Origin of the sequence: Arenibacter sp. F26102, from assembly GCF_023015865.1 — a bacterium.
In the GTDB taxonomy this organism is placed as follows: domain Bacteria; phylum Bacteroidota; class Bacteroidia; order Flavobacteriales; family Flavobacteriaceae; genus Arenibacter.
This window is the reverse complement of the sequence record NZ_JALKBC010000003.1, coordinates 193101-218104: the sequence shown is the minus strand read 5'-3', so window position 1 is coordinate 218104 and position 25004 is coordinate 193101. Positions and strand designations below refer to the sequence as shown.

Genomic DNA, 25004 nt, shown 5'->3' with positions numbered 1-25004 from the left:
GAGATGCCGACGAAATTAATTTGGATGGAATCCATACGCATGAAGTCAATGATGCCGCGAATTAACCTTTCCAAGATGGTTATGAAATTATTGATATCCTTGAAGTGGAAGATTTAAGTATTGGAGGATAATGTGTAAAACAAAAAAACCCGACCATTTAGTCGGGGTTTTTAGCATTGATTTGGTATAGTTTGGTAAGTTTTGGGTCCTCAAATATTGTTATTTTTCAGACTGTATAAAACTAATAGTTGTAAAGGAGCCTTTTTAGTATGCTAAAGTGGCTCCTTTTGTTGTTTAGTGATTTGTATGCATTACCTTATTCCCGTTTTAAGGATGAGGGCTTTTCTATTTATCAGCTAAAAACTCTTGAATAATTAGATCTATTTTTTTATCCTTATCCAAAAATAGGACGATTAATATTGGTTGCAATTAGTGGGGTCTTCCCTTAGTTGTGATTGAGCCATATTTATAAAGCAACCAAATCGCAATTTTGTATTTTTGCATACTAATTGTAAGTCATTATTGGTGAAAGACGACCAAGGGGATACAATAAATAAAAGAAGATTTAAACGTATGAAAAAGGTGGTAGTCGGACTTTCCGGTGGTGTGGATTCCAGTGTAACGGCATATCTCTTAAAGGAACAGGGATATGAGGTTATAGGCCTATTTATGAAAAACTGGCATGACGATTCCGTGACCATTTCCAAGGAATGTCCATGGCTGGAGGATAGCAATGACGCATTGATTGTTGCTGAGAAGTTAGGAATACCTTTTCAGACAGTGGACCTAAGTGCCCAGTATAAGGAACGCATCGTGGACTATATGTTCAGGGAATATGAAAAAGGTAGGACTCCCAATCCCGATGTGCTCTGTAATCGAGAAATTAAGTTCGATGTGTTTATGAAAATAGCCATGCAGCTGGGAGCGGACTACGTGGCCACAGGTCATTACTGTAGAAAGGGGATTATTAAGAATGAAGATGGGTCAGAAACTTATCACTTGCTAGCGGGAGCCGATGGTAATAAGGACCAATCTTATTTTTTATGTCAACTTTCGCAGGAACAGCTTTCCAAAACCTTATTCCCTATTGGGGAATTATTAAAGCCTGAGGTACGTAAAATAGCCGCAGCAAATGATTTGATCACTGCGGATAAAAAGGACTCCCAAGGTCTTTGTTTTATCGGAAAAGTTCGTCTACCCGAATTTTTACAACAGAAACTAAGACCAAAAAAAGGTGTTATTGTTGAGGTACCTGCCGTATTGGAACAGTATGCTCATAATGTTCCCGAGTTTAATTCCAAGTTGGAGGAATTAGCCTTTTTTGCTGAAAAGCCTCATTATAAGCTAACGGACGGGAAGGTAGTGGGTGAGCACCAAGGTGCCCATTATTTTACTAAGGGACAACGCAAAGGTTTGGATGTAGGTGGTACCAAAGAACCATTATTTGTAATTGAGACAGATGTTGATCAAAATGTAATCTACACTGGTCAAGGCAAAAGCCACCCTGGACTATATCGTAGGACCCTTTTTGTAAACAATGATGAATTGCACTGGGTACGTACCGATTTGGCCTTGGAAGTGGATCAGAGCATGGATGTAATGGCCAGGATAAGATATAGACAACCTTTGCAGAAAGCGACCTTATTTAGAGTAGAGGCCGGTTTGTACGTCGATTTTGAAGAAAAACAATCGGCCATTACGGAAGGGCAGTTTGTTGCTTGGTATATTGGGGAAGAATTGGTTGGGTCCGGTGTAATCTCTTAATATGGCAAGGGCTACCCTCTTTCTATGCTTAATATTTTCCCTTTGGGGAATGGCACAGGATCACGCTTGGGTATATTTTAAAGATAAGGACAGTGTAGGGGAGTACCTTGCAGACCCAACAAGTATTTTATCTGAAAGGGCACTACAAAAAAAGAGTAGGCTTAATATAGTCATAGATGAGCGGGATGTTCCAGTCAATGAAGCTTATATTGCCCAGTTAAAACTTCAAGTTGGGATTGCTGTCAAGGCTAAGTCTAAATGGTTCAATTGTGCCCATGTGGTAGGCAGTATTCCAAATATTACCGCTTTAATGGATCTCCCATTCGTAGACCATATTTTCTTTGCCGATAGGAGTATTAGTGCCAAATTAATCTCTGTATCAAAAAATCAGTGGGACAATCATACAAATAAGTTTAAGGAGCAATTGGTCGATTTTGTCTATGGTCAAAGTAATACACAGGTAAATCAGTTACGTGTAGATATATTGCACGAAAAAAACTTTACCGGCGAAGGTATTTTAATTGCTGTTTTGGACAGTGGGTTTCCCAATGTTGATCAAATGAATGCATTTATCCGTTTACGATCCAACAATGATTTATGGGGAGGGTATGATTTTGTGGAACGATCAACAGATATTTATAGGAGCAACGGAGATGATCACGGCACCATGGTATTGTCTGATATGGCGGGCTTTGTGGACGGACAATTTGTAGGAACAGCTCCGGACGCTGGTTATATTCTCTATAGAACGGAAGACGCAGCAACCGAAACTCCCGTGGAGGAAAGTTATTGGGTGGAAGCTGCTGAGCGGGCAGATAGTCTTGGGGTAGATATTATTAATAGTTCCTTAGGATACAGTACTTATGATGATCCCAGATATAGTTATTCCCCTGCAGAGATGGATGGAAATACTGCTTTTATTTCCAAAGGAGCCAATATAGCTGCGGAAAAGGGAATTTTAGTGGTAAATTCAGCAGGGAATTCCGGGGATAGTGCATGGGGAATAATTACAGCCCCTGCGGATGCCAACGTATTTGGTGTTGGAGCAGTTGATAGATATGGCAATTATGCGACTTTTAGTTCAAGGGGGCCAAGCTCGGATGGCAGGGTTAAACCTGATGGGATGGCAATGGGAGAAGCAGCCATAGTAATTGGTCCGGATGATCGACTCGTATCAAACAATGGGACCTCTTTTGCTTCGCCCATAATGGCTGGTGCCATAGCTTCTTTTTGGCAGGCATTCCCACAAAAAACGAACCTTGAGATTATGGCAATGGTACGGGAATCATCTTCCCATTATCAAAATCCAAATTCCCCAATGGGTTATGGTATACCTGATTTTTCCATACCCTTGGCGATATTGGGATTAAATGAATCCGATTCGGATGAGACATTGTGGTACTTATTTCCGAATCCCTCCAAAACCGAGTTTCAAGTTAAACTTCCCTCGACATATGGGACTGCCTTATTATCACTTTTTGACACCTACGGAAAACTAATATTGCAAAAACAAATAACTCCAAACAATCAGGAAATACCTGTGGAAAATTTAAGTAGGGCTTTATATATTGTGCAGGTGAAGGTTGATGGTGTTCGTAAGGAATTTAAATTTATTAAAAACTAATGCAAAATAGAATTACCGAGCTTTTTGGAATTAAATACCCTTTAATACAGGCTGGAATGGTTTGGGCCAGTGGATGGCGTTTGGCTTCGGCTGTTTCCAATGCTGGAGGACTGGGTATAATAGGAGCGGGATCCATGTACCCCGAGGTCCTGCGCGAACATATAGAGAAATGTAAGTTGGCCACCAATAAGCCCTTCGCCGTAAACATACCTATGCTTTATCCGGATATAGATAAGCTAATGGATATTGTTGTAGACCTAGGTGTAAAGATCGTATTTACATCTGCAGGCAATCCAAAAACTTGGACTTCCTTTTTAAAAGATAGGGGAATTACTGTAGTACATGTGGTGAGTAGTGTAAAATTTGCCCAAAAGGCTGAGGAGGCTGGTGTAGATGCTGTTGTGGCCGAAGGTTTTGAGGCTGGTGGACATAATGGAAGGGATGAGACCACAACACTGACATTAATTCCTGCTGTAAAAGAAAAAATAAGCATTCCTTTAATTGCTGCAGGTGGCATTGCAACGGGCAGGGCCATGTTGGCCGTTATGGTTTTGGGTGCAGATGGGGTACAGATAGGTAGTCGTTTTGTAGCCAGCGATGAAGCTTCTTCCCACCCCATGTTTAAGCAAAAGGTGGTAGAGGCCGGTGAGGGGGCAACCCAGTTGACTTTAAAGGAATTGGCTCCGGTAAGATTAATAAAAAATAAGTTCTACAGCGATATACAAAAAGCCTATGCCGCTTGCGCTTCCGTGGAAGAACTAAAAGTGCTTTTGGGCAGAGCGCGGGCAAAAAGAGGTATGTTCGAGGGGGATTTGGAGGAAGGGGAACTGGAAATAGGCCAGGTTGCAGCCATTATCCATGATATTAAACCGGCTGCGCAAATTGTAACCGATTTAATAAAGGAATTTACGATTGCCAAGGCGGAGGTAGAGCAATTGTAAAATTGATATTACTTAGGTATTTTACCAAACCTGGGTTTCATGCGCAATTGGAAAAAGCGGTTTTTCAAAACACATTGGGTTTGATATGTTCCTCCATTTGCAAATTGGCCTTTCAAAGTTATAAAATAGATGTTGTTATCTTTATATCGGCATGTTTCCAAGCCGTATCAAATTCTTGCTTGATCATTTTAGCTTCTTCCAATTTACCTTGCCCTATTAGGCTTTCGTGTAGCCCCATTAAAGACCATCCGTTCTGGCGGAGAACTTCCAGATCTTCTTTATACAATTTTTCAGCTTCCGAAAATTTTTCAGCTTTTACCAAGATGGCCCCCAAGGTCTGCCTCACGGGTATATGCCAGGCAGTAGGTTCGCTGTAGATTAAGTGGTCTTCCAAGTAAATGGCTTTTGAAAGGTGCTCCTGTGCCTTTGGTAAATCGCCTTCAGCCGCAGCAATCTCACCAGAAATAACAGCATGTGCAATTTTAGCAATATTGGAAGAGGGATTGGTGTAATTGGCAATTATAGTTTCTAATTGCGGGTCGTTCTTCATAGCGGTAAGGGCCTCTAATTCTTCTTTGGCTTCTTTAATGTTATTTTTTCTTATAAAGGCAATGCCCCTTGAGTAATGCCAAATAAGTTTTAGGTGTTTATAGTCATCACCCGGATAGGGAATGGTTAAAATTTCATTCCATTTTCCAAACCGTGTATATGCCAAAAGTGGCGTGGATGCAAAATCTTGAAGGAATGGCATCGTTATCATTTCGCCAAGAGGGACTTTTTCTGCGGTTTTTTTGGCGGCATCAATGGCAAGATCACTATTGCCCAAAAGGGTGGAGGCAGACCATAAAAAGTGTAAATTATGAGGGTAGTATCCAAGTGGGTACATGCCCTGTGAGTAGCATTGCGAGATATAATCCTCATCTGCCAAAATTGCCGCCTGATTTACCTTTACAGCATCCTCATACCTACCCACCCTTATATAGATATGGGAGGGCATATGTACAATATGGCCTGCTGCCGGCATTAGGGATCCTAGCTTGTCCGCACTGGGTATGGCAAGGTCCGGTTTAGGAAGTTCCACCATATGGATATAATAATGATGGGCTCCTGGGTGGTCAGGATTCAGGACCATGGCACGTTCCAAGGCAGCTTTTCCCTTGAGTGTATTGGGAGCCGGGTTACCATCATTGTCCCAATAATTCCAGGGCATAGTATTCATAACGGAAGCTGCATATAAGGTTTGAATATCGGCATCGTCAGGAAATTTATTCACCACCTCATCCATGGCATTCATATAGGCGATATTTAAGTCTGGAATATCCTTTGTTAAATCACCACTATACCTATGGGCCAAAGCTTCTATTAACGCCTTTTCTTTAGGAGAACTATTTTGGGCCAAGTTTTTGGCTTTTATAAGTGCTTCATAAGATTTTGTCCTGCGCTCATCATCGGGTATGGGGTCATTTATGTTAGGTCCTAAGGTATATGCCTGGCCCCAATAGGTCATTGCGGCCTTTGGGTCAAGTCGGGATGCCTCCATAAACGAACGGTGGGCTTCAGCATGGTTAAAAGCATAGGTAAGTTTTATGCCCTGGTTAAAATAAGTTTGGGCCTTCTGGTCTTTGGTACTTATGCCGAAATGTAGATTACCTAGATTTTCGAACAGCGGTGCAATTTGTTGTGTAGTGTCCACATTGCTCAAGAGGTATTTGGCAACTGTACATTTCATGGAGTAAAAACTAGCTTCCTGTGTTACTTCCAATACTTGTGGGGTAGGTTCGGGTGTCCAATAGTAAACAAGTGGTAATAGAACTAAGGCTATTATCAAGAGACTTAATTTTGTTTTCATGACGCTGAAATTTTGTGTTTATGTGTTAATTCCTAATTGAATTATAAACCTAACTAGTAAAGTCAAACTATAAATAAATATAGATTGACTAGGTTCTTATTGGTGAAAATCTAAATTACAAGGGGAGAATTAATAAACGCTAATAGAGGGGAGAAAGAAAAACTTATATTTTCTTTATCTAAAAATAGTGAATTCTAGGGAGAAATGCCAGAATCAATTTAGTTTATATTGATAGGCTGACAAGGGAGTCAGGACCAAGACATGGTTACAATTGTTTTCGGAATTGTTAGCAGCCAACCCAATGGCCCGGCTTTTACGCGCCAATAACTCTTTGGACAATACTTTGTGCTTTTGCCAACTCCTCGGCATTAACGAATATTTCTTGATCTCCCTGCATCGGAGAACCAAAACCTGCCAATCTTCCTGATTCTGATTCGTCTTTTATCACCGGTTCCAAACCTATTTCCCTTAATTGATTTAGGATTGTCTGGGACAAAACAAAATTGCCGGAAAATATCTTGGTGTAATTGGAATCCATATTCTTCAGTTTTAATGAGTTGTGTACAAATTACATAATTTATTTTTTGGGTCATAAACTAAAAGTATTCATAAGGGCCTTAGTACCTTTGTGACCCATGAAAAGTATAATTATAGGTATTATCATTTTTTTTTCAACTTTACCAATAAGCGCACAACTGCAGGAGGATAAGGTGAAACATTTTGGGGCAGGTGCCCTAAGCGGTGCTATTGGTGCCGATATAGCTGATCGTATCTCCAATGGTAATCGCTATTGGAGAATAGCAGGTGCCTTCGCATCCAGTTTAATGGCAGGCTTGGCAAAGGAGGCCTATGATGAGCATATTTATAATGGTTGGGACAACAGGGACTTAACGGCTACAGTATTGGGCGGGGTATCTGTTGGGATTACCATAGATATTTTTTCGGAGAAGAAAAATAGAAGGAACAAGGAGATGTTTATTAGCCTATACAAGGGCAAGGCAGTAAGTATTGAATAATGAGCATGAAAAAATCCCGGTATCTTGTGCAATACGGCCACTATAAAGCTCTAAATTAGTCCCCGAGCTTTTATTTCCAAGTATTTGTTGATGGTGTTTATGGTGAGATTCTCGGGTTTCGTTAGGATAGTCTGTATGCCATACTTCCTTAATTCGTTGACGATAAGTTTCTTCTCATAAACGAATTTCTCCGCTATGGTTTTTTCAAATATTTGCTGGATAGTCTCCGCTTTTTCATCCACAAACTTGGTCAATTCGGTGTTTTCAAAGAAAATGACCACTAATAAATGTTGCTTGGCAATAGCTTGTAGATAGGGGAGTTGCCGTTGAAGGGCATCCAAAGTTTCAAAATTACTATAGAGCAATATTAGACTTCTGTGATTAATATTGCGCTTAATATCGGCATACAAACGGCTGTAATCACTTTCTTCAAAATTGGTTTCCAAATTGTAAAGCGTTTCCAATATTAGGTTCATTTGAGAGCTTCGCCTTTCTGCGACTACCCTGTTTTCAATCTTCCTGCTAAAGGCGAACATCCCGGCCTTATCCTGCTTTTTAATGGCAATGTGCGATATGACCAGAGTAGCGTTAATGGCATAATCCAACAAACTAAGTCCATTAAAAGGCATTTTCATCACCCTTCCTTTATCGATTACAGAGTATATGGGTTGTGATTTTTCATCCTGATACTGATTTACCATTAGCTGGCCCTTTTTGGCAGTAGCTTTCCAGTTAATGTTCCTGATATCATCTCCTTGTACATAATCCTTAATTTGCTCAAACTCCATAGTATGGCCAATACGGCGAATTTTCTTAAGGCCATATTCGGACAATCTATTGGTAAAGGCCATTAAATCATATTTCCGCAATTGTAAAAAGGAAGGGTAAACCGAAACCTCCTGTGCATTGCCAAAAGTGTATTTCTTGGAGATTAGGCCAATTGGAGAGTGGGCAAAGACATTTAAATTTCCAAAAGAATATACACCGCGTTCCGTAGGCCTAAGGAAATATTGGAATGTCTTTTCCCTTCCTTTTCCTAGGGTAGTTTCAATACCAAAATCGCGTTTCTGAAATTGGTGGGGAATTTCATCCAAAATCTTCAAACCTACCGGGAACAAATATGAATTACTTAGGTTTATTACAATTTCGTTCCCGTCCCCATTGGATAGTTTTTCGGGAACTATGCGTTCGGCACTTATTCCGCCTATGGAGGCAAGAACCAAAATAATATCAACCAAAAAAATCAAAGAAAAAATATAGAACAGCAATTCTATTACCCCTAAAAGATCTGGGACAATATAGGATACTAAAAAGCCCAATACCATGCAGGATAAAACGATAAAAAATCGCCTTTGCAGATAAATATTTTTAAAGATTCTGTTCATTTATTATTTATGCTATAAATTTCCCCATAGTTGAAATCACCAATCATCGCGCTTGCACAGGATCAAATTACTGATGAACCAATTATCTTGGGATTTGAATGGTCTCCAAAATTTGTTTTATCACCTTATCCGGGGTAAAGCCTTCCATTTCCCTTTCTGGTGTCAATAATACCCTATGCATTAAAATAGGGACCGCAACTTTTTTAATGTCGTCAGGGGTTACAAAATCGCGGCCATTAATGGCGGCCAACGCTTTGGAGGCGTCCATTATGGCTATAGAGGCCCTTGGAGAGGCTCCAAGGTATAGATTGGCATTGCTGCGAGTGTTGTTGACAATACCAGCAATGTACTTCATCAAATTATCCTCTATTATAATTTCCTTTATGGTATCCTGATACTTTGCTATTTGCTTTGCCGTAAGTACCGAAGTTATTAGACTTTCAATGTTTTTGTTTTTCTGACGATGTTTACTTTCCAATATCTGTATCTCCTCTTCCAAAGACGGATAATTCACTTTAATTTTAAATAGGAATCGATCCAATTGAGCTTCGGGAAGTCGGTATGTACCTTCTTGTTCTATAGGGTTTTGGGTTGCGAATACCAAAAAGGGAGGTTCCATTTCATAGGTCAGGCCATCCATGGTAATCTGTCTTTCTGCCATAGCCTCGAAAAGGGCCGCTTGGGTCTTTGCAGGGGCTCGATTTATTTCATCGATCAAAATAATGTTGGAAAATAGAGGACCTTTTTTAAATTCAAATTCAGAGGTCTTTGCATTGAAAATGGAGGTGCCCAAAATGTCGCTTGGCATTAGGTCCGGGGTAAATTGGATTCTGCTAAAGCCAACATCCATAGTTTTTGCCAAGAGTTTTGCGGTAACCGTTTTAGCTACCCCAGGGACTCCTTCGATTAGCGAATGTCCGTTGGCAAGGATAGATATAATTAGCAGTTCGATCATATCCTGTTGACCAATGATCACTCTCCCTAATTCCGACTTTATCTGTGCTACCGAGGTTTGCAACTGACCGAGGTCTATTCTACTTTTAAATTCCAACGGGTTGTTATTGTCCCCTTTCTGAATTTCTTCCATGCCTTATATATTAAATTGATTCAATTTTCTATTCAGATGAATTACATCCTGCTCGCTATGATGTGTTTTGCTTTTAAGATGTATTATTAGATCTAAAATGTCTTGGGTTTCTGAAATTGGTTTGCCCGATTTTGCCGATAGATCTCTAGCTGTTTTTTCGTTTATCGATTCGATATTGAGGTAGTAATGACTTCTGATATGTTCTAGGAAAAAGTTGATTTTTTTAGAGATTAAATCGGTAAAATCCTTGTGCTCGTAGTAAAGGCCCCCAACGGTTTTGGCAAATTCGATCGATGAATTTTGCAAAGGTTCAATGACCGGAATAATACGTTGTTCCCGTTTCGCCTTAAAGATAATAAAGATCAATAAACCAATCATACTTAGATAATAGGCCCATTTTAAGGGTTTTTGGTTAAGTACAAAACGCATTGGCGAGTCTATAACGATACGCCCGGATTTCTTATAATTATCCCAATATACATGCTTGTCTTTTAAATAGGATAAGGTATTGGCAACATAGCCCGCGTTATCCTTTAACATATAGTAATTTGTATATGTCTGTGGTGTGGTATTTAGGTAAAAATTTCCCTTTCCAAATTTTATTCTTACAAAATTAGGGCTTTCGGTTTTTTCGGGAGACGCCGAATTAATTAGCCCTTTTTTAGTGTCGAATGAAATGTATCCCAAAATAGTAGTGTTCAAGGAATCAACCGATGAGAAGTGCGTATTGTAAACACCCCTTGTGAGGGTATAATTTTTTTTTGTAAAGGAATTGTTGGTAAGACGAATTTGCACAGTATCCTCCATTACCGAGTATTGGGTTTCGACCTTTATGTTTAGGGTGTCCGATAAGATGGTGCCAAAACCTGTAGCAGCAATAAAGGAGTCGTTTCCATCACTTACATACTGTAGTAATTGATTGGTTTCCTGTTTATCCAGGTCCAAGAAATCATTTATCAACAAATAATTGGAAGTTTTGGAGGTATCACGATTTGCCAAGATATTGTACAAACTTTCGTTGGATGAATATATTTCCTGTTCCGGGAACAGATTTGGAAGTTCTTCGTACAAAACATAACACCCAAAAGGTATCCTGTCCGATGCCGTATAGGATGGTCTCCAGTTTAGGGGTTTGGGACGTACAATTTCGGTTACCACGATACCTATAAGTACCGCAAGAAATATGGCCAAGATAATTTTAGAACGCTTATCCATCGGCACCCTTATTATTTAGGTTGGTAAACTTCAACTGGGCGATCATATATTTAGGCTCGTCTATCTCCTGTTCCCCGTACCAAATATGGTCGTACAGATAGGACACATCTTTAAAGAGCAACATTGTTTCTGGAACTTTTATTTCTTTTTCATAGTCCCGATTTGTTTTTTCATAGTGCCATTCAATAATTTGTTTTTGTGATAGTGTTTTTAGAACTTTTAAGTATTGATAGCGAATGGCCAATCGGTAATTTTTATGATTTATGGCATCGATTACCAAAACATCCAAATCCAGGCTTTCTATATGTTCCTCGGCCAGGTTTATTTTTGTAAAGGAGGTTGCTTTTTTTCTAAATATGGCTGACGCGTTTTCACCGGTCAAAAATCTTACGAGCAAGTAAATGGCCAGTGCACCCATAAGGAAGTATATAAGGTACTCTAAAATTTGAGTGATTCCCGGGGGAAGGTCTATGCCAAAAACATCCTTCAGTCCGTTCGTTAACCAATTGAGAAAACGTGCCAATAAATTTTGGGATTCCCCGTCCTTAATTTCGTAGTTAAATTCTTTGCCCTGATATTTCTGTGCCAGATTTTGGTCCAAAGAGCGGATTACTAAGTTGCTACCCCTATCTTCATTTATGGCAATGGAATCTTTATTCCCTTGGGCGGACCCAGAGAAAAGTACAAAAAAGCTGCAAATAGTAAATTTTAATTTTATCACTGGTCCTCAAGTCCTATTTGGTCTATTTTGCTTCTCGAATTCAAATTATACGTTTTTTCGTGCAGGGAAAAGTATAAAAGCCCATTTACGAATTGGGACAAACATTGGGTATATACCCCTATTATAAGCAATAGGCAGGTTCCCAAGGTATAAATGATGGTCGGGACTATGGAAGCACCTAGGTCAACACCATTTTGAACCACGTGAAATGTGTAGATTCCGATAAGAATTCCAGGTATCATTATGATTACCATGAACAATAGGCCAATTAAAAATCCAAGGATAAAATTTACCCCAACCGATTTCCAAAAGTTTTTGGTTACCAAATTCCAACCTTCCCCCAAAGCATCGGTAACGCCTCTTTTCTCTTTCAACATAACAAAAAAAGATACACCCACCCAGGCCATGACAAAATATTGAATTACATATTGTGCAAGCATTCCTGCCAATGGGATAAAGGTTAGAACAACAGCTGCGATCATAAGGCCCAAAAAGAGCAGTATCAGCAATAAAATAAAAACAATTATACTTCCCAAATTGCTTTTGACCTCTACCCAAACATCGGTTTTATTAAAGTTTTGGCCTTTATTTTCTTCGTATTTTATCATATAGGAAGTGCTTAGGCTATAATTCAAAACCGCCACCATTAAGAAAATAAAAAAGAATAAAATTCCCCCCACTATAAAATACATTATATAGGCATCACTGCTTGATCCCACGGTTTCCAAGACCGAATTTTGGTTATTGGTGATTAGACCTATTACTCCTGATACCAGCAAATAACTCACAATCAAAAGCCCTATCAGAAAAATGCCGTTATAGCTTAAAAAAACATTCGTAAATTTTTTAAGGTTCTGTTTAAAAAAGTCGAAGTAGGTATTGATGATATCACCAAAGTCCCTATCTACCCTTAGTTCAATAAATTTTTCCTGGTCTTTGGTTTGCATGAGAGTGATTTAACAATATGGGATAAAAGATATAATAAAATAGAATTAATAGTAAAGAACTGCCTATAACTAAAAACGCCAACCAATCGGGCATATTGGAATAGCGGGTAATAAATCCTTCAATAAAACCGGCAATAATAAAAAAAGGTATGGTGCTGACCACTACTTTTAATCCATCCTTGGCACCTTTCATAAAGGATACGCGTCTGGAATATGTTTTGGGGAATAAGATACTATTGCCCATAATTAATCCGGCACATCCTGCGATGATGATTACCGATATTTCTATGGTCCCGTGTAGCCAAATCTGTTTGTTGGCCTGATAAAAAACTTCCTGGGTATAAAAAAATGTTATGAACGCCCCCAGCATTACCCCATTGCTAAACAGGATATATGCCGTACCAATACTGGTAATTACACCAAAGGAAAATGCCATAAATGCTACTTTAATATTATTTATGGTAATCCCCAAAAAAGAACCTATTTCACTGCCGCCTTTGTAAATGGCCGTTGGGTCGCCATTGGTAATATTGTTGAGAGTCTCATTAACATAGGCATCCCCTAAAATTAACCTTACAAATGTGTCATCGTTAATCACAGAAATGCTTCCAATAGCTGAGGAAATAATAAAGATTAGGAAGGCAATTCCAAGTGTCCTGTGATATTGTCTAAAAAAAAGTGGAAATTCGGTTTTCCAGAAATCCAATATCCTATTCCTACCCTCTTTTTTGTTTTTATATATTTTTTGATGTGCCTGGGAGGCTAGGGAATTTAAATACAATAAAGTCTTACTTTCCGCGTAATAGGTTTGTGCGTAGGCCAGATCGTTGGTCAGTTGAATATAGCCATTAGCAAGTTCGTCCGGGTTAAAGTGGGCATTATAGTTGATAGCCTTTTCAAATGCTATCCATTTTTCTTTATTTTGCTTTACAAAAGCTGCCTCACGCATACTGGGATAATCCTTTAAGAAATAAAAATAGTACTAATATGTCCAAACTTCAAATCAATACAACGCAAAATGTTAACCTGGATTATAAAATTGTTGGTATTGGAGGGAGAATCGTGGCCTTTTTGATCGATGGATTTATATTATACCTCTATGCGGTGCTTGTACAATTAATAGGAAGGGCCATAGGATATGTGTTTGACGACAGTTGGACTCAAATAGGATTGGTGAGCCTAATTTTTTTACCGGCCATGTTTTACAGTTTAATAATGCACAGTTTGTTCAATGGACAAACAGTAGGGAAAATGCTTTTAAAAATAAGGGTAGTAAGATTGGATGGTTCGCCGGTACATTGGTCCAATTTATTGGTAAGGTGGATGCTTCGTTTTGTAGATATATGGCTATTCTTTGGTTCAGTGGGATTATTGACCATTTTGTTCACCGATAAAAAACAACGTCTAGGTGATGCGGCTGCGGGTACTGTGGTCATAAGCACAAAAAATAAAGTTAAAATTTCACATACTATTTTGGAAGAGGTGGAGGAAACCTACATTCCCAAATTTGTGAATGTTACCTTATTGACAGATAAAGATGTTCGTCTAATTAAGGAAACCTATAATATTGCCAGGAGAAGTCAAGATTATAAGACTTTGAAGGCTTTGCGCGACAAAGTTGAGAGTCTTTTAAATTCAAATTCCGATCTTTATGACGTTCAATATATAGATACCGTTTTAAAAGATTATAATTTTTATACCCAACAATCATAACCTATGTTTTATTTTGTAATTGATATATTAGGAGTAATTGCTTTTGCTATTTCCGGGGTTTTGGTGGCCATGGATAAGAAACTAGATCTTTTTGGAGTGTTTATAATAGCATTTGTCACTGGAGTCGGAGGTGGTACCTTAAGGGATTTACTGATTGGAAATACCCCCGTTTTATGGATGCGGGAACCCATATATGTTTATGTTGTTATAGTAACCGTCTTTTTAGCAATACTATTTAGGGGCAAACTTAAATACTTAAGGACTTCATTGTTTTTATTTGATACTATAGGAATTGGACTTTATACTATGTTGGGAATAGAAAAGGGACTAAACATTGGATTGTTACCTATAATGTGTATTGCTTTGGGCACCATAACGGCTTGTTTCGGAGGCGTTATTCGGGATATACTCTGTAATGAGATACCTGTTATTTTCAAAACAAAGGAGATATATGCCACTGCCTGTATCTTCGGGGGGGTAAGTTATTTTTTAATTCGGAAGTTGCCTTTTGACAATGCCTATGCCTATGTCGCCGCAATACTCATTATCATCGGGGCCCGAATACTTGCCGTTAAATTTAAGATTGCCCTTCCTAATATTTATCGCACTGATAAGTGATGATATTTATGTTTTAAGGTGAGAATGAAATTTGGTAAATATTCAAGTACAGGAATTGGAAACCCTTTCGGTCAATCTTCACCAAATTATTTATCGTTTTTTAAAACGCTTCTGCTTTTAAAATATATATGTTTTGTGAAGGCCAATCGCCGTTGTCAACGGGTTGGCTGTTAATTTTGTCCACCACATCCATACCTTCAATGACTTTTCCAAAAGCCGTATATCCGCCATCAAGGTGATAGGATCCAGGCTTGGTCACCACTATAAAGAATTCATAAGGTGATGCCAACTTATGGGGGTTGTTTATTTCACTGCTGGGCATAGATACAACTCCCCTATGGTGTTTGTGGCCTTTCCTTGTATCCGGGGGCAATAAATAACGCCCTATCTTTGATCTTTTTTCCGCGGTTTCTACATTGTCGGCATTTCCTCCTTGGATTATAAAATTTTTCACCACCCTGTGAAAATAGGTGTTGTTAAAATACCCCATTTTGCTAAGGTAGATAAAGTTGGCCTTGTGATAGGGGACGTTGTCGAACAACTGAATGGTAATGTTTCCTAAACTAGTGGTTAGTTTTACCTTGTCCTCCTTTAGGGTTTTGCTGTAATTAAAGAAAAATTCAATGGCATTATCCTCATTGAGTTCAAAGGCCTCTTCTTGTTCCTCCTCTTTTGCAAGTGGAGGCTCCTCTGGAATTATACTATCTTTTTTTACATTGTTCTGTGGTATGGTCTTTTCTTTTGGGGTTTGCTGTTCTTTGCAACTCCCTAACAGAAACAAAAACAATATTCCAAAAAGTGTAATCTCTTTAAGTGCCATGTATTATGTAATAGTTTGTTAAATGATAACTATCCCATTTAGGGATGGTTGTTTTTAATTAATTTGCTGAAAAATACAAAAAATAGGATTTGTGAATTTTGACGAATTTTCCAATAGAATATCAAAAATAGAAAATCTAGAACTTCCAGGGACGGCTTCGCATTATAAAATGGCTCCCTTGTTCAGGCTTAAAGAGTTGGAGGCGGGTAAAATCATAAAGAAAAATCCCAAGCGTGCCGCTGTAATGGCGCTTTTTTACCCAAATATCACCTACCAGACCAATCTTCTGCTTATATTAAGAAATACTTATAAGGGTATTCATAGCAACCAAATAGCATTGCCGGGCGGAAAGGTAGAAAAGAGGGATCTAAATCTATTGGAAACTGCTTTGCGTGAAACACACGAGGAAGTGGGTGCCGTTCGGGAGCAAATTAAGGTAATTCGGTCCTTGAGTGAAATCTATATTCCGCCTAGCAATTTTGAAGTCACTCCATACCTGGGCCTATATAAAAAGGAGGAGCCATTTGTAATGCAAGCCAGTGAGGTGGCAGCCATAGTTGAGGTTCCTTTGCAGGATTTTATGGATGACAAGAAAATATTTCATCAAATTTTGAATACCTCATATGCCCAGAATGTGGAGGTACCTGCCTTTAAATTAAATGGTTATACGGTTTGGGGAGCAACGGCAATGATGTTGAGCGAAATTAAGGAATTGTTTAGACAAGTGTTATAAGGCACTTATTTTGTAATTTTGAATGTTAACCAAAAAAATATGGGCTTGTTTAAGAAGAATCCGTTTGGACATAATTTGTTAGTAAAGAAGTGGCTTATACGTTTGTTGGCCGTTATTACCCACAAAAGATATAGGGGATTTAATACTATTGAAATTGAAGGATCTGATATTATTCGAAAACTGCCACCCCAAAATGTACTTTTCGTTAGTAACCATCAGACCTATTTTGCCGATGTAGTGGCAATGTTCCATGTATTCAACGCCAGTTTAAGTGGCCGTGAAGATTCAATAAAAAATTTAGGATATATATGGCAGCCCAAGTTGAATATGTATTATGTGGCCGCGGCGGAAACCATGAAAAAGAGTCTATTGACCAAGATCTTAGCCTATGCCGGTTCTATAAGCGTAGAACGAACCTGGCGGTCCGAGGGTAAGGATGTTAACCGGAAGGTTAAATTTAGCGATATATCCAATATTGGTACGGCCCTTAATGACGGTTGGGTAATTACATTTCCACAGGGGACTACTACACCATGGAAACCCTTGAGAAAAGGAACATCACATATTATTAAAAAATACAAGCCTATTGTGGTTCCTGTGGTCATAGATGGTTTTCGCCGTTCGTTTGATAAAAAGGGTTTACGCATAAAGAAGAAGGGAATCCTTCAATCTATGGTAATTAAAGAGCCATTGGATATCGACTATGAGAATGAATCTTTCGACTCCATTATAGAAAAATTGGAATATGCCATTGAGCAACACCCTTCTTTTCTAAAGGTTATTCCAAAAAGTGAATTAATGGCCTACGAAGAGGAAAACAAAAAAAGGAAATTTAGGGTTTAAATATCCATATCCTTAAGTTCTTTGTAGTTCTTGTTCAGTTTCTTTAGGAGAATTCCATATAGTAAAAAATAGATGCATCCCATCACAAGTGTAACAACTACCCCTAGAACAACTACAGTTGCAATCAAAGTAGTTTTTAATTTTTCTGGAGAAATATTCTCCGGCCTATAGCTGTAACCCATGGCAGTCATAGGGTCTTCGTTCAAATATATTCCTACGGCCATGACCATAAAGGAGGCGAATATCAAGGATAAACAAAAGATAACGTAATGTTTTACCGTCTTTCTGGTTTTTAAGATATTGGACAGTAGTTGTTTAGCGTTGTCCAATGAAGATATTTCCTTGTATCTTTTGTAAAATTGAAAGATAAAAAACAATACCACGGAATATTGAACTACGTTGGAAAACAACAAGAAATTTCCCAGGCCCAAATCTTTCCAAATAGCCAAACTTTTGGACATAGAGGGGAGAAAGTACAATAAATGGGGCAAAGCAAATTCAATAACACTTATGAAGAAAATCCATTTAACTATAGAAGAGGATTTCTTCCATATCATTTTGTAAATTTCATCAAAGGAGATTTGAGGTAATTGTTTGTCCTTTTTTTGCCAATCCCTTTTTAATAATTCCAATTCATCCATTGTATCTAGGGATTTAATATGGTTCTTAATTTATTTTTTATTCGATTCATTTTTACCCTCGCATTTACTTCGGTAATACCCAAGGTTTCTGATATTTCTGCATAATCTTTGTCCTCCAAATAAAGAAAGACCAACGCTTTGTCTATATCCCCCAATTGCTTTACTGCATTGTACATCAATTTAAGCTGTTGCTCCTCGGAAGGGTCATATTCGTCTGCTGTTATTTTAAAAATGACCGACTCATAATCTTGAGTAGGTACACTTTTTTTAGATTTTCTATAAAGCGTTATCGCCGTATTAAGGGCAACCCGGTACATCCAAGTACTAAATTTGGATTCGCCCCTGAACTTGGGATAGGCCTTCCATAATTGAATAGTTATTTCCTGAAATAAATCTTTATGAGAATCCCTGTCATTGGTGTACAGCGTACAAACCTTATGTACAATATTCTGATTGCACTCTAATTCTGTTACGAATTGATGTTCCAAATCTTTGGTCACTCGGTTCTAGTAGTTAGTTGATGATTAGTAGCTATAAATTAAGTTTTGTTACAACAGACAGGCAGAATTTATATGTTTTGACAAGGAATTTTAATTTGTGGAATGACTTATTTCAAGAAACAACTCATTAAGGCAATATAGTTGGGGGTATTGTATTCTTAAAATTAATAAGGATTCATATGAATGGATGTTTTGGGTGCCTAAATATACTGAAAACGAATATTCTTCTTCTTGATTAGTTGGCGAATGTTTAATTTTACCCATATTTACGAGTATGAATATTCCTAAGATTAGTTTTCCAAGAATTGTAATAATAGGTGGTGGTTTTGCAGGTATTTCCATTGCCAAAAAATTAAAAAATAAAGAGGTACAGGTAGTACTTTTGGATAAACATAATTACCATAATTTTCAACCGCTACTATATCAAGTATCCACAGGGGGACTGGAGCCGGATTCCATTGCTTACCCAATACGCAAGGTTTTAAAAGGCTATACAAATTTTTTCTTCAGACTGGCCCAGGTAGAGGAAATAAAAACGGAGGAGAATACTATTGTGACCAATATAGGCACCTTGGAATATGATTATTTGGTGATAGCCACTGGCTCCGAAACAAATTACTACGGGAATAGGGAGATTGAGATAAACAGTATGGCCATGAAAACCATACCGGAGTCCTTAAATCTTCGAAGTTTAATTTTGGAAAATTTTGAGCAGGCATTACTTACCGATGAATATCATGAAAGAGATGCCCTCATGAATTTTGTTATTGTTGGGGCAGGACCAACAGGGGTTGAATTGGCAGGTGCCTTGGCGGAAATTAAGAAAGGAATCCTACCAAAGGATTATCCTGATTTGGATACCAGAAGAGTGCAGATACATCTTATACAGTCCGGTGAAAGAATCCTTAAGGAAATGAGTGAAAAAGCATCGCTAAAAGCAGAAGATTTTTTGGAGAGTCTTGGGGTGCAAATTTGGAAAAACACCAGAGTAACCGGTTATGATGGCAAAACAGTGACCACAGATACAGAAGCTACTTTTGAAACGGCAACATTGGTTTGGGCTGCGGGAGTTAAAGGCGTTGAGATTAAAGGTTTAAATGCCAAAGATCTATTGCTGGGCGGAAGCAGATTGCCAGTGAATCAATATAGCCAAGTTATTGGCCATGACAATATTTTCGCTGCTGGAGATGTAGCGTGTATGCAAACGAAAGAGACTCCAAAAGGACATCCAATGATGGCTCAGCCAGCCATGCAACAGGGAAGGAACTTGGGTGAAAATTTGGTGCGATTACTGGAAAACAAGCCCTTGAAGCCATTTGTATACAAGGATAAGGGTAGTATGGCCACTATTGGCAGGAATAAGGCAGTAGTGGACATGAAAAATATTAGATTTCAAGGAGTTTTTGCCTGGTTCGTCTGGATGTTCGTCCACCTTTTCTTTCTTATTGGCTTTAGAAACAGAATGATCGTTTTTGTGAATTGGGTGTATAACTATATTCGGTTCGATAGGGAGGCGCGATTGATTATTAGGCCCTACAACAGAAATTACAGTGCATTTAAGGATTAAGGAGTACAGTGGTCAAGGTCAATAATTAAGAATATCTAATCCCTTTTTCTGGGATGGTATTTGTTCATTACTTCCGCAAGATGTGTACGATCTACGTGCATATATACCTCGGTAGTGGTAATGCTTTCATGGCCCAACATTTGTTGAATGGCACGCAGATCGGCCCCATTTTGTAATAAGTGGGTTGCGAAAGAATGCCTAAACGTATGTGGACTTATGCTTTTTTGAAGTTCAATATCCAGGGCTAGCTGTTTTATAATGGTAAATATCATGGCGCGTGTTAACTGTCTCCCTCTACGGTTCAAAAACAGAATGTCTTCAAAACCTTTTTTAATCGCCATATGTACGCGTATCTCCTTTTTGTAGATATTTATGTATTTCTTGTTTATTTCACTGATGGGAACAAAACGCTGCTTGTCTCCTTTTCCGGTAACCTTAATAAAGTCTTCCTCAAAATATAGATCTGAAAGCCTTAGGCCAATAAGTTCGGAAACCCGTAGTCCACATCCATAGAGAGTTTCCAAAATGGCCCGGTTGCGTTCCCCTTCGGGTTTGGAAAGGTCAATTGCGCCAATTAAATCATTTATTTCTGCCTCGGAAAGGGTATCGGGGAGTTTGCGGCCAATCTTTGGGGATTCTATTAACTCCATGGGGTTATCCTTGCGATAATCCTCGAAGACTAGATAGTTGAAAAAGCTTTTTAATCCGGATATTATTCTTGATTGTGATCTTGGATTTACGTGCTTGGCCAGTTCGTAAATGAATTGTTGTATGGTGCCTTTGTCTATTTGTAATGGGGTTTCTGCAAGTTGATGATTTTCCAAAAACAATATTAATTTCTCAACGTCTAAAACGTAGTTACTAATGGAATTTTTGGATAAACCTCGTTCCAAGTTTAGATAATGCTGAAAATCATGAAGGGCCTGTTTCCAATTCATGGGTTAAATATAGAGTACTTTTTTGGGTTGAAATAGTATTCATTTGCCATAACTATAACTTTTAGAGGATATTCTGCTTTTGCAATATATTGACCATGGCACATTATGTTGAGCTAATATGCTTGATGCCGACTATTATTTTTGGCTAATTAAAGTGGCGTATTGATTGGGCTGGGCCAATGATTGTTTATCACTAGGAACGAAGTGACAAAAAGTATTATTTGGCCCTCTTTTTTTATGAATTACAATTTCTTACATTTAGCACATGAAAATCATAATTATCAACGGACCAAACCTTAACCTTTTGGGAAAACGCGAGCCGGAAGTTTATGGGAAAACAACTTTTGAGGAGTATTTTTCTAACCTGCAATTCCAGTTTAAAGATTTGCAATTGGAATATTATCAGTCCAATATAGAAGGGGAAATTATTAATAAGTTGCACGATTGTGGTTTTGAAGGGTATCAGGGCATTGTTCTGAATGCCGGTGCCTATACCCATACTTCCATTGGTATCGGCGATGCCATAAAAGGAATAACCACTCCCGTTGTCGAGGTACATATTAGTAATACTTTTGGGCGGGAGGAATTTAGGCACACCTCTTATATTTCCCCGGTAGCCAAAGGTGTTATATTAGGTTTTGGGCTAAAAAGTTACGACTTGGCTATCCATAGCTTTTTAAATAAAGGCTAAGGTTGCGAATTGGGCTAAAAATAACAGTATCCAATTTGAAACCCATAATTAAGTAATAGCAGGGACCTACGGTTTAGCCTACTTTCAACTGAGTACTGTCAACTACCTACTGCCCACTATCAACAGCCAACTGTGGCTTTAGATACTTCTTGTCAACATAAAAAGTACCAAATGGAACAAGCGAGGCAATAAAAAGGATGGCAAACATTTTAAAGTCCCATTTTTTTTCAATACATACCAGAATGGCAAGGACTACATAGGCCATGAATAGAAATCCATGTGCATAACCAATGAAGATATTGGGTTCTGGTATTTGGGCCATATACTTTAAGGGCATCCCAATACCAAAAAGCAGTAAATAGGAAATACCTTCGAGAATTGCGGTTAAACTAAAAATTTTCAACATATGTTATTCGGTGATTATCGTGATCAGAATATTTTTTTAGACCCGTCAGGTTTTATCTGACGGGTCTAAATTTGTAAAGGAATATAGACCTTTGATTATATGTGTATTACTTCTCCGTAGGCATGTGCAACAGCCTCCATTACCGCTTCGCTCATGGTAGGGTGGGGGTGTACTGCTTTCAAGATTTCATGTCCAGTGGTTTCCAATTTACGGGCCACAACAGCTTCGGCAATCATGTCCGTAACTCCTGCACCGATCATATGACATCCCAGCCATTCACCGTATTTGGCGTCGAATATTACTTTAACAAATCCGTCCTTGTTACCGGACGCACTGGCTTTTCCACTTGCCGAAAATGGGAATTTGCCCACTTTTATTTCGTATCCTTTTTCAATGGCCTGCTTTTCGGTCAGTCCAACGGATGCAATTTCAGGAGAACAGTAAGTACATCCAGGGATGTTGCCGTAATCCAACGGCTCCACATGCATATCGGCTATTTTTTCCACACAAAGTATTCCTTCGGCCGAGGCAACATGGGCCAAGGCTTGTCCGGGGGTAACATCACCGATGGCAAAGTATCCGGGAATATTGGTTTGGTAATAATCGTTCACCAAGATTTTGTCCCTATCTGTGGCAATACCAACATTTTCAAGGCCAATATTTTCGATATTGGTTTTGATACCCACGGCAGATAATACGATATCAGCCTCAAGAATTTCTTCGCCTTTGCTAGTTTTAACTGTTGCTTTCACTCCAGTTCCCGAAGTGTCTACCTTTGTTACTTCTGAGGAAGTCATAATCTTGATGCCTGTCTTTTTAAGACTGCGTTCCAATTGTTTTGAAATCTCTTCGTCTTCTACTGGTACAACATTAGGCAAAAACTCCACTACGGTTACATCCGTACCCATGGCATTATAGAAATAGGCAAATTCTATTCCTATGGCACCACTACCTACCACGATCATTTTCTTTGGTTGTTTATCCAAAGACATGGCCTCGCGGTAGCCTATTATTTTTTTACCATCCTGTGGTAGGCTTGGCAATTGGCGGCTGCGGGCACCTGTAGCAATAATGATGTTATTGGCCGAATACTCGGTTTCCGTACCATCATCAGACTTTACACTCACCTTTTTGCCAGGTTTTAAGGTTCCGTAACCATTAATGACTTCAATTTTATTTTTTTTCATCAAAAATTGAACGCCCTTGCTCATGCCTTCCGCTACATTTCTACTTCTTTTAACCACAGCGTTAAAGTCCTTGTCCACACCTTCCGCCTTAAGTCCGTAATCAGCTGCATGAAGCAAATATTCGAAAACCTGAGCGGATTTCAATAATGCTTTGGTAGGGATACATCCCCAATTTAAACAAACGCCACCAAGATTTTCTTTTTCTATAATGGCAGTCTTTAATCCCAATTGAGAGGCTCTGATTGCGGCTACATAACCTCCAGGACCACTACCTAATACAATAATATCGAAATTGCTCATTTATATTTTTTTTGATAAATAAATTATGAAGTGGCAAAGTTACAAAACCATACTGAATTCACATGGATGCCATTTTAAATTAATTGGAATAAATAAGGCTGGCCAACAGGAATGCATTGGCCAGCCTAAATCAATATGTAATTTTAGATAACTTTTGGACAGGCCTTATTTTTCCGGCACAAAGTTTAAGGCCGCCCCGTTTATGCAATGTCTCTCGCCAGTGGTTTTTTTAGGACCATCGTTAAAAACATGACCTAAGTGACCGCCGCAGGTTGCACAGTGTTCTTCTTTTCTGGCATAGCCTAAATCGTAATCCACACTAAAGGCAACATTCCCTTTTATCTCCCGGTCAAAACTAGGCCATCCCGTTCCGGAATCAAACTTGTGTTCGCTTTTAAAAAGCTCCGTTCCACAAGCGGCACAGGTGTAAACACCCTTTTGTTTGTTATTCAATAATTCGCTCGAACCAGGGTTTTCGGTACCTGCCTTGCGCAGTACATAAAACTGCATGTCCGTTAATTGTTTACGCCACTCGGCTTCTGTTTTGGTGACTTTAAACTGCTCCTTTTTTTTGGAATCTATTTTGGATACTTCCTTTTCCTGGGAAGTTCCCTTGCATCCAATGAAAACGACACAAAGTGCAAATATTATTTTTTTCATATAGCTTTTCATTTTTTAATATTTTAGACGGAAATGTTGAAGTTTCCTTGCAGTACTTATATAAGGGAATTTTAAAGTTGAGGTTTCAATATATAAAAATAGCCCTTAATTCCAAATAAGAAATAAGGGCTAAGAAAATTATAGCGCTACCTTTAATTTGACTTAAAGCGCAGTACATCTTTCTCTTCAACGTCAATAGCTTTCATTACCGCATTGATATTTGATTTGTCCAATTTCGATTCTGCAAATTGGCTTGGTAGAATAACTATTCTGAATAATTGATTGTCGGTGAAATCTGGGTTTAAATTGGCTAGGTCAAAATTTCCATCAATAAATATTTCCACATCAATAAAGGTATGGGCATTAGTATACTGAATGGTGCCTTCCGGCAGGAAGAAATTTTGTGGAATTAAACTCCAGGCATCTGCGCTCGTGTTGTCTTGGTAATCAACAGTCCCATCATATCTATAGACCAATACCGCATCCGATTCAAAGACCGCAAAACTGGTAAAATCAGAAAATGTAATAATATAGGAATAGATATCCCCTCCAGCATCGTAGTTGAAATTGACATTATCCACTTCAAATACCTGTCCTTGGATACCATCCTGTCCGTCCAATCCGTCCAATCCGTCAAGGCCATCAAAGCCAGGAGGTCCTGCCGGTCCTTCGCAGGAGATAAAAAATAAAGCTATAAATGCGCCGAGTAATGAGATAACATTTTTCATAATATTTATTTTAGAGTTTTTACGAATTGTATAATTGTTATTGTATTTTTATAGTAGTTTCAAAAAGCGTTCCAATTTTTATTTCTATACTTGCAAAGTTAGGTTTTAGT

General features: G+C 38.5%; 26 protein-coding genes. 10 read left to right on the top strand and 16 right to left on the bottom strand.

Translation table 11 applies throughout. From position 1 onward, the window contains the following. Positions 1 to 573 precede the first annotated feature (573 nt). Genes mnmA through MWU78_RS05160 form a run of 3 tightly spaced genes read left to right on the top strand, consistent with a single transcriptional unit; the run spans position 574 to position 4329 of the window. Positions 574 to 1764, top strand: a complete 1191-nt coding sequence (gene mnmA, locus MWU78_RS05170; RefSeq protein WP_246995639.1) for a tRNA 2-thiouridine(34) synthase MnmA — start codon at positions 574 to 576, stop codon at positions 1762 to 1764. A gap of 49 nt (positions 1765 to 1813) precedes the next feature. Further along, positions 1814 to 3388, top strand: coding sequence for a S8 family serine peptidase (locus MWU78_RS05165; protein WP_246995638.1), 1575 nt, complete (start codon positions 1814 to 1816; stop codon positions 3386 to 3388). Then, a complete protein-coding gene (locus tag MWU78_RS05160) occupies positions 3388 to 4329 on the top strand; it encodes a nitronate monooxygenase (RefSeq protein ID WP_246995636.1) in 942 nt (313 codons plus the stop codon). The genes MWU78_RS05165 and MWU78_RS05160 overlap by 1 nt, the downstream gene beginning before the upstream one ends. A 118-nt stretch (positions 4330 to 4447) precedes the next feature. On the opposite strand, the gene MWU78_RS05155 is transcribed toward MWU78_RS05160, so the two are convergent. After that, complete coding sequence (locus MWU78_RS05155) at positions 4448 to 6178, bottom strand: hypothetical protein (RefSeq protein WP_246995634.1); 1731 nt, start codon at positions 6176 to 6178, stop codon at positions 4448 to 4450. A 313-nt stretch (positions 6179 to 6491) separates the two neighbouring features. Beyond that, positions 6492 to 6716, bottom strand: coding sequence for a DUF2007 domain-containing protein (locus MWU78_RS05150; RefSeq protein WP_246995632.1), 225 nt, complete (start codon positions 6714 to 6716; stop codon positions 6492 to 6494). Between the two features lie 97 nt (positions 6717 to 6813). Between MWU78_RS05150 and MWU78_RS05145 the strand changes: the two genes are divergently transcribed. After that, positions 6814 to 7194, top strand: coding sequence for a hypothetical protein (locus MWU78_RS05145; protein WP_246995630.1), 381 nt, complete (start codon positions 6814 to 6816; stop codon positions 7192 to 7194). A gap of 50 nt (positions 7195 to 7244) precedes the next feature. Here MWU78_RS05145 and MWU78_RS05140 read toward each other — a convergent pair whose 3' ends face one another. The 6 genes from MWU78_RS05140 to MWU78_RS05115 form a co-directional block, all read right to left on the bottom strand. Then, entirely contained in the window at positions 7245 to 8579 is a 1335-nt protein-coding gene (locus MWU78_RS05140) for a DUF58 domain-containing protein (protein WP_246995628.1), read from the bottom strand. An 82-nt stretch (positions 8580 to 8661) separates the two neighbouring features. After that, positions 8662 to 9666, bottom strand: coding sequence for a MoxR family ATPase (locus MWU78_RS05135; protein WP_246995626.1), 1005 nt, complete (start codon positions 9664 to 9666; stop codon positions 8662 to 8664). Positions 9667 to 9669: 3 nt separating this feature from the next. Further along, complete coding sequence (locus MWU78_RS05130) at positions 9670 to 10881, bottom strand: DUF4350 domain-containing protein (protein WP_246995624.1); 1212 nt, start codon at positions 10879 to 10881, stop codon at positions 9670 to 9672. Further along, positions 10874 to 11602 (bottom strand): hypothetical protein, encoded by a 729-nt coding sequence (locus MWU78_RS05125; protein WP_246995622.1) that lies wholly within the window; start codon positions 11600 to 11602, stop codon positions 10874 to 10876. Before MWU78_RS05125 ends, MWU78_RS05130 begins: the two co-directional genes overlap by 8 nt. After that, positions 11599 to 12549, bottom strand: a complete 951-nt coding sequence (locus MWU78_RS05120) for a hypothetical protein (protein ID WP_246995620.1) — start codon at positions 12547 to 12549, stop codon at positions 11599 to 11601. Before MWU78_RS05120 ends, MWU78_RS05125 begins: the two co-directional genes overlap by 4 nt. Continuing rightward, positions 12518 to 13498 (bottom strand): stage II sporulation protein M, encoded by a 981-nt coding sequence (locus MWU78_RS05115; RefSeq protein ID WP_246995618.1) that lies wholly within the window; start codon positions 13496 to 13498, stop codon positions 12518 to 12520. The genes MWU78_RS05120 and MWU78_RS05115 overlap by 32 nt, the downstream gene beginning before the upstream one ends. Positions 13499 to 13536: 38 nt before the next feature. Here MWU78_RS05115 and MWU78_RS05110 point away from each other — a divergent pair, with 38 nt between their 5' ends. Both MWU78_RS05110 and MWU78_RS05105 read left to right on the top strand, forming a co-directional pair. Beyond that, a complete protein-coding gene (locus MWU78_RS05110; RefSeq protein ID WP_246995616.1) occupies positions 13537 to 14262 on the top strand; it encodes an RDD family protein in 726 nt (241 codons plus the stop codon). A gap of 3 nt (positions 14263 to 14265) precedes the next feature. Then, a complete protein-coding gene (locus tag MWU78_RS05105; RefSeq protein WP_246995614.1) occupies positions 14266 to 14880 on the top strand; it encodes a trimeric intracellular cation channel family protein in 615 nt (204 codons plus the stop codon). Positions 14881 to 14980: 100 nt separating this feature from the next. Here MWU78_RS05105 and MWU78_RS05100 read toward each other — a convergent pair whose 3' ends face one another. Continuing rightward, complete coding sequence (locus tag MWU78_RS05100; RefSeq protein WP_246995612.1) at positions 14981 to 15700, bottom strand: peptidylprolyl isomerase; 720 nt, start codon at positions 15698 to 15700, stop codon at positions 14981 to 14983. Between the two features lie 91 nt (positions 15701 to 15791). On the opposite strand from MWU78_RS05100, the gene MWU78_RS05095 reads away from it, so the two are divergent. Beyond that, positions 15792 to 16433, top strand: coding sequence for a CoA pyrophosphatase (locus MWU78_RS05095; RefSeq protein WP_246995610.1), 642 nt, complete (start codon positions 15792 to 15794; stop codon positions 16431 to 16433). Positions 16434 to 16472: 39 nt separating this feature from the next. Further along, positions 16473 to 17276 (top strand): lysophospholipid acyltransferase family protein, encoded by an 804-nt coding sequence (locus MWU78_RS05090; protein ID WP_246995608.1) that lies wholly within the window; start codon positions 16473 to 16475, stop codon positions 17274 to 17276. On the opposite strand, the gene MWU78_RS05085 is transcribed toward MWU78_RS05090, so the two are convergent. Continuing rightward, positions 17273 to 17917: a hypothetical protein gene (locus MWU78_RS05085; RefSeq protein ID WP_246995606.1), complete on the bottom strand. Its 645-nt coding sequence runs from the start codon at positions 17915 to 17917 to the stop codon at positions 17273 to 17275. The genes MWU78_RS05090 and MWU78_RS05085 overlap by 4 nt on opposite strands. A 5-nt stretch (positions 17918 to 17922) precedes the next feature. Next, positions 17923 to 18417 (bottom strand): sigma-70 family RNA polymerase sigma factor, encoded by a 495-nt coding sequence (locus MWU78_RS05080; protein ID WP_187584938.1) that lies wholly within the window; start codon positions 18415 to 18417, stop codon positions 17923 to 17925. A gap of 274 nt (positions 18418 to 18691) precedes the next feature. On the opposite strand from MWU78_RS05080, the gene MWU78_RS05075 reads away from it, so the two are divergent. Beyond that, on the top strand, positions 18692 to 19984 hold the full coding sequence (locus MWU78_RS05075) for an NAD(P)/FAD-dependent oxidoreductase (protein WP_246995604.1): 1293 nt from the start codon (positions 18692 to 18694) through the stop codon (positions 19982 to 19984). A 35-nt stretch (positions 19985 to 20019) separates the two neighbouring features. Here the strand turns inward: MWU78_RS05075 and xerD are convergent, their stop codons facing one another. Next, positions 20020 to 20922, bottom strand: a complete 903-nt coding sequence (gene xerD, locus MWU78_RS05070) for a site-specific tyrosine recombinase XerD (protein ID WP_246995602.1) — start codon at positions 20920 to 20922, stop codon at positions 20020 to 20022. Between the two features lie 265 nt (positions 20923 to 21187). Here xerD and aroQ point away from each other — a divergent pair, with 265 nt between their 5' ends. Further along, entirely contained in the window at positions 21188 to 21613 is a 426-nt protein-coding gene (gene aroQ, locus MWU78_RS05065; RefSeq protein ID WP_246995600.1) for a type II 3-dehydroquinate dehydratase, read from the top strand. A 106-nt stretch (positions 21614 to 21719) separates the two neighbouring features. On the opposite strand, the gene MWU78_RS05060 is transcribed toward aroQ, so the two are convergent. From MWU78_RS05060 to MWU78_RS05045, 4 genes are all read right to left on the bottom strand, one after another. Beyond that, positions 21720 to 22019: a DUF3817 domain-containing protein gene (locus MWU78_RS05060; RefSeq protein ID WP_246995598.1), complete on the bottom strand. Its 300-nt coding sequence runs from the start codon at positions 22017 to 22019 to the stop codon at positions 21720 to 21722. A 95-nt stretch (positions 22020 to 22114) separates the two neighbouring features. After that, positions 22115 to 23506 (bottom strand): dihydrolipoyl dehydrogenase, encoded by a 1392-nt coding sequence (lpdA, locus tag MWU78_RS05055; RefSeq protein WP_246995596.1) that lies wholly within the window; start codon positions 23504 to 23506, stop codon positions 22115 to 22117. 165 nt (positions 23507 to 23671) lie between these two features. Then, a complete protein-coding gene (gene msrB, locus MWU78_RS05050; RefSeq protein WP_246995594.1) occupies positions 23672 to 24166 on the bottom strand; it encodes a peptide-methionine (R)-S-oxide reductase MsrB in 495 nt (164 codons plus the stop codon). 152 nt (positions 24167 to 24318) lie between these two features. Beyond that, a complete protein-coding gene (locus MWU78_RS05045; RefSeq protein WP_246995592.1) occupies positions 24319 to 24894 on the bottom strand; it encodes a collagen-like protein in 576 nt (191 codons plus the stop codon). Positions 24895 to 25004 lie beyond the last annotated feature (110 nt).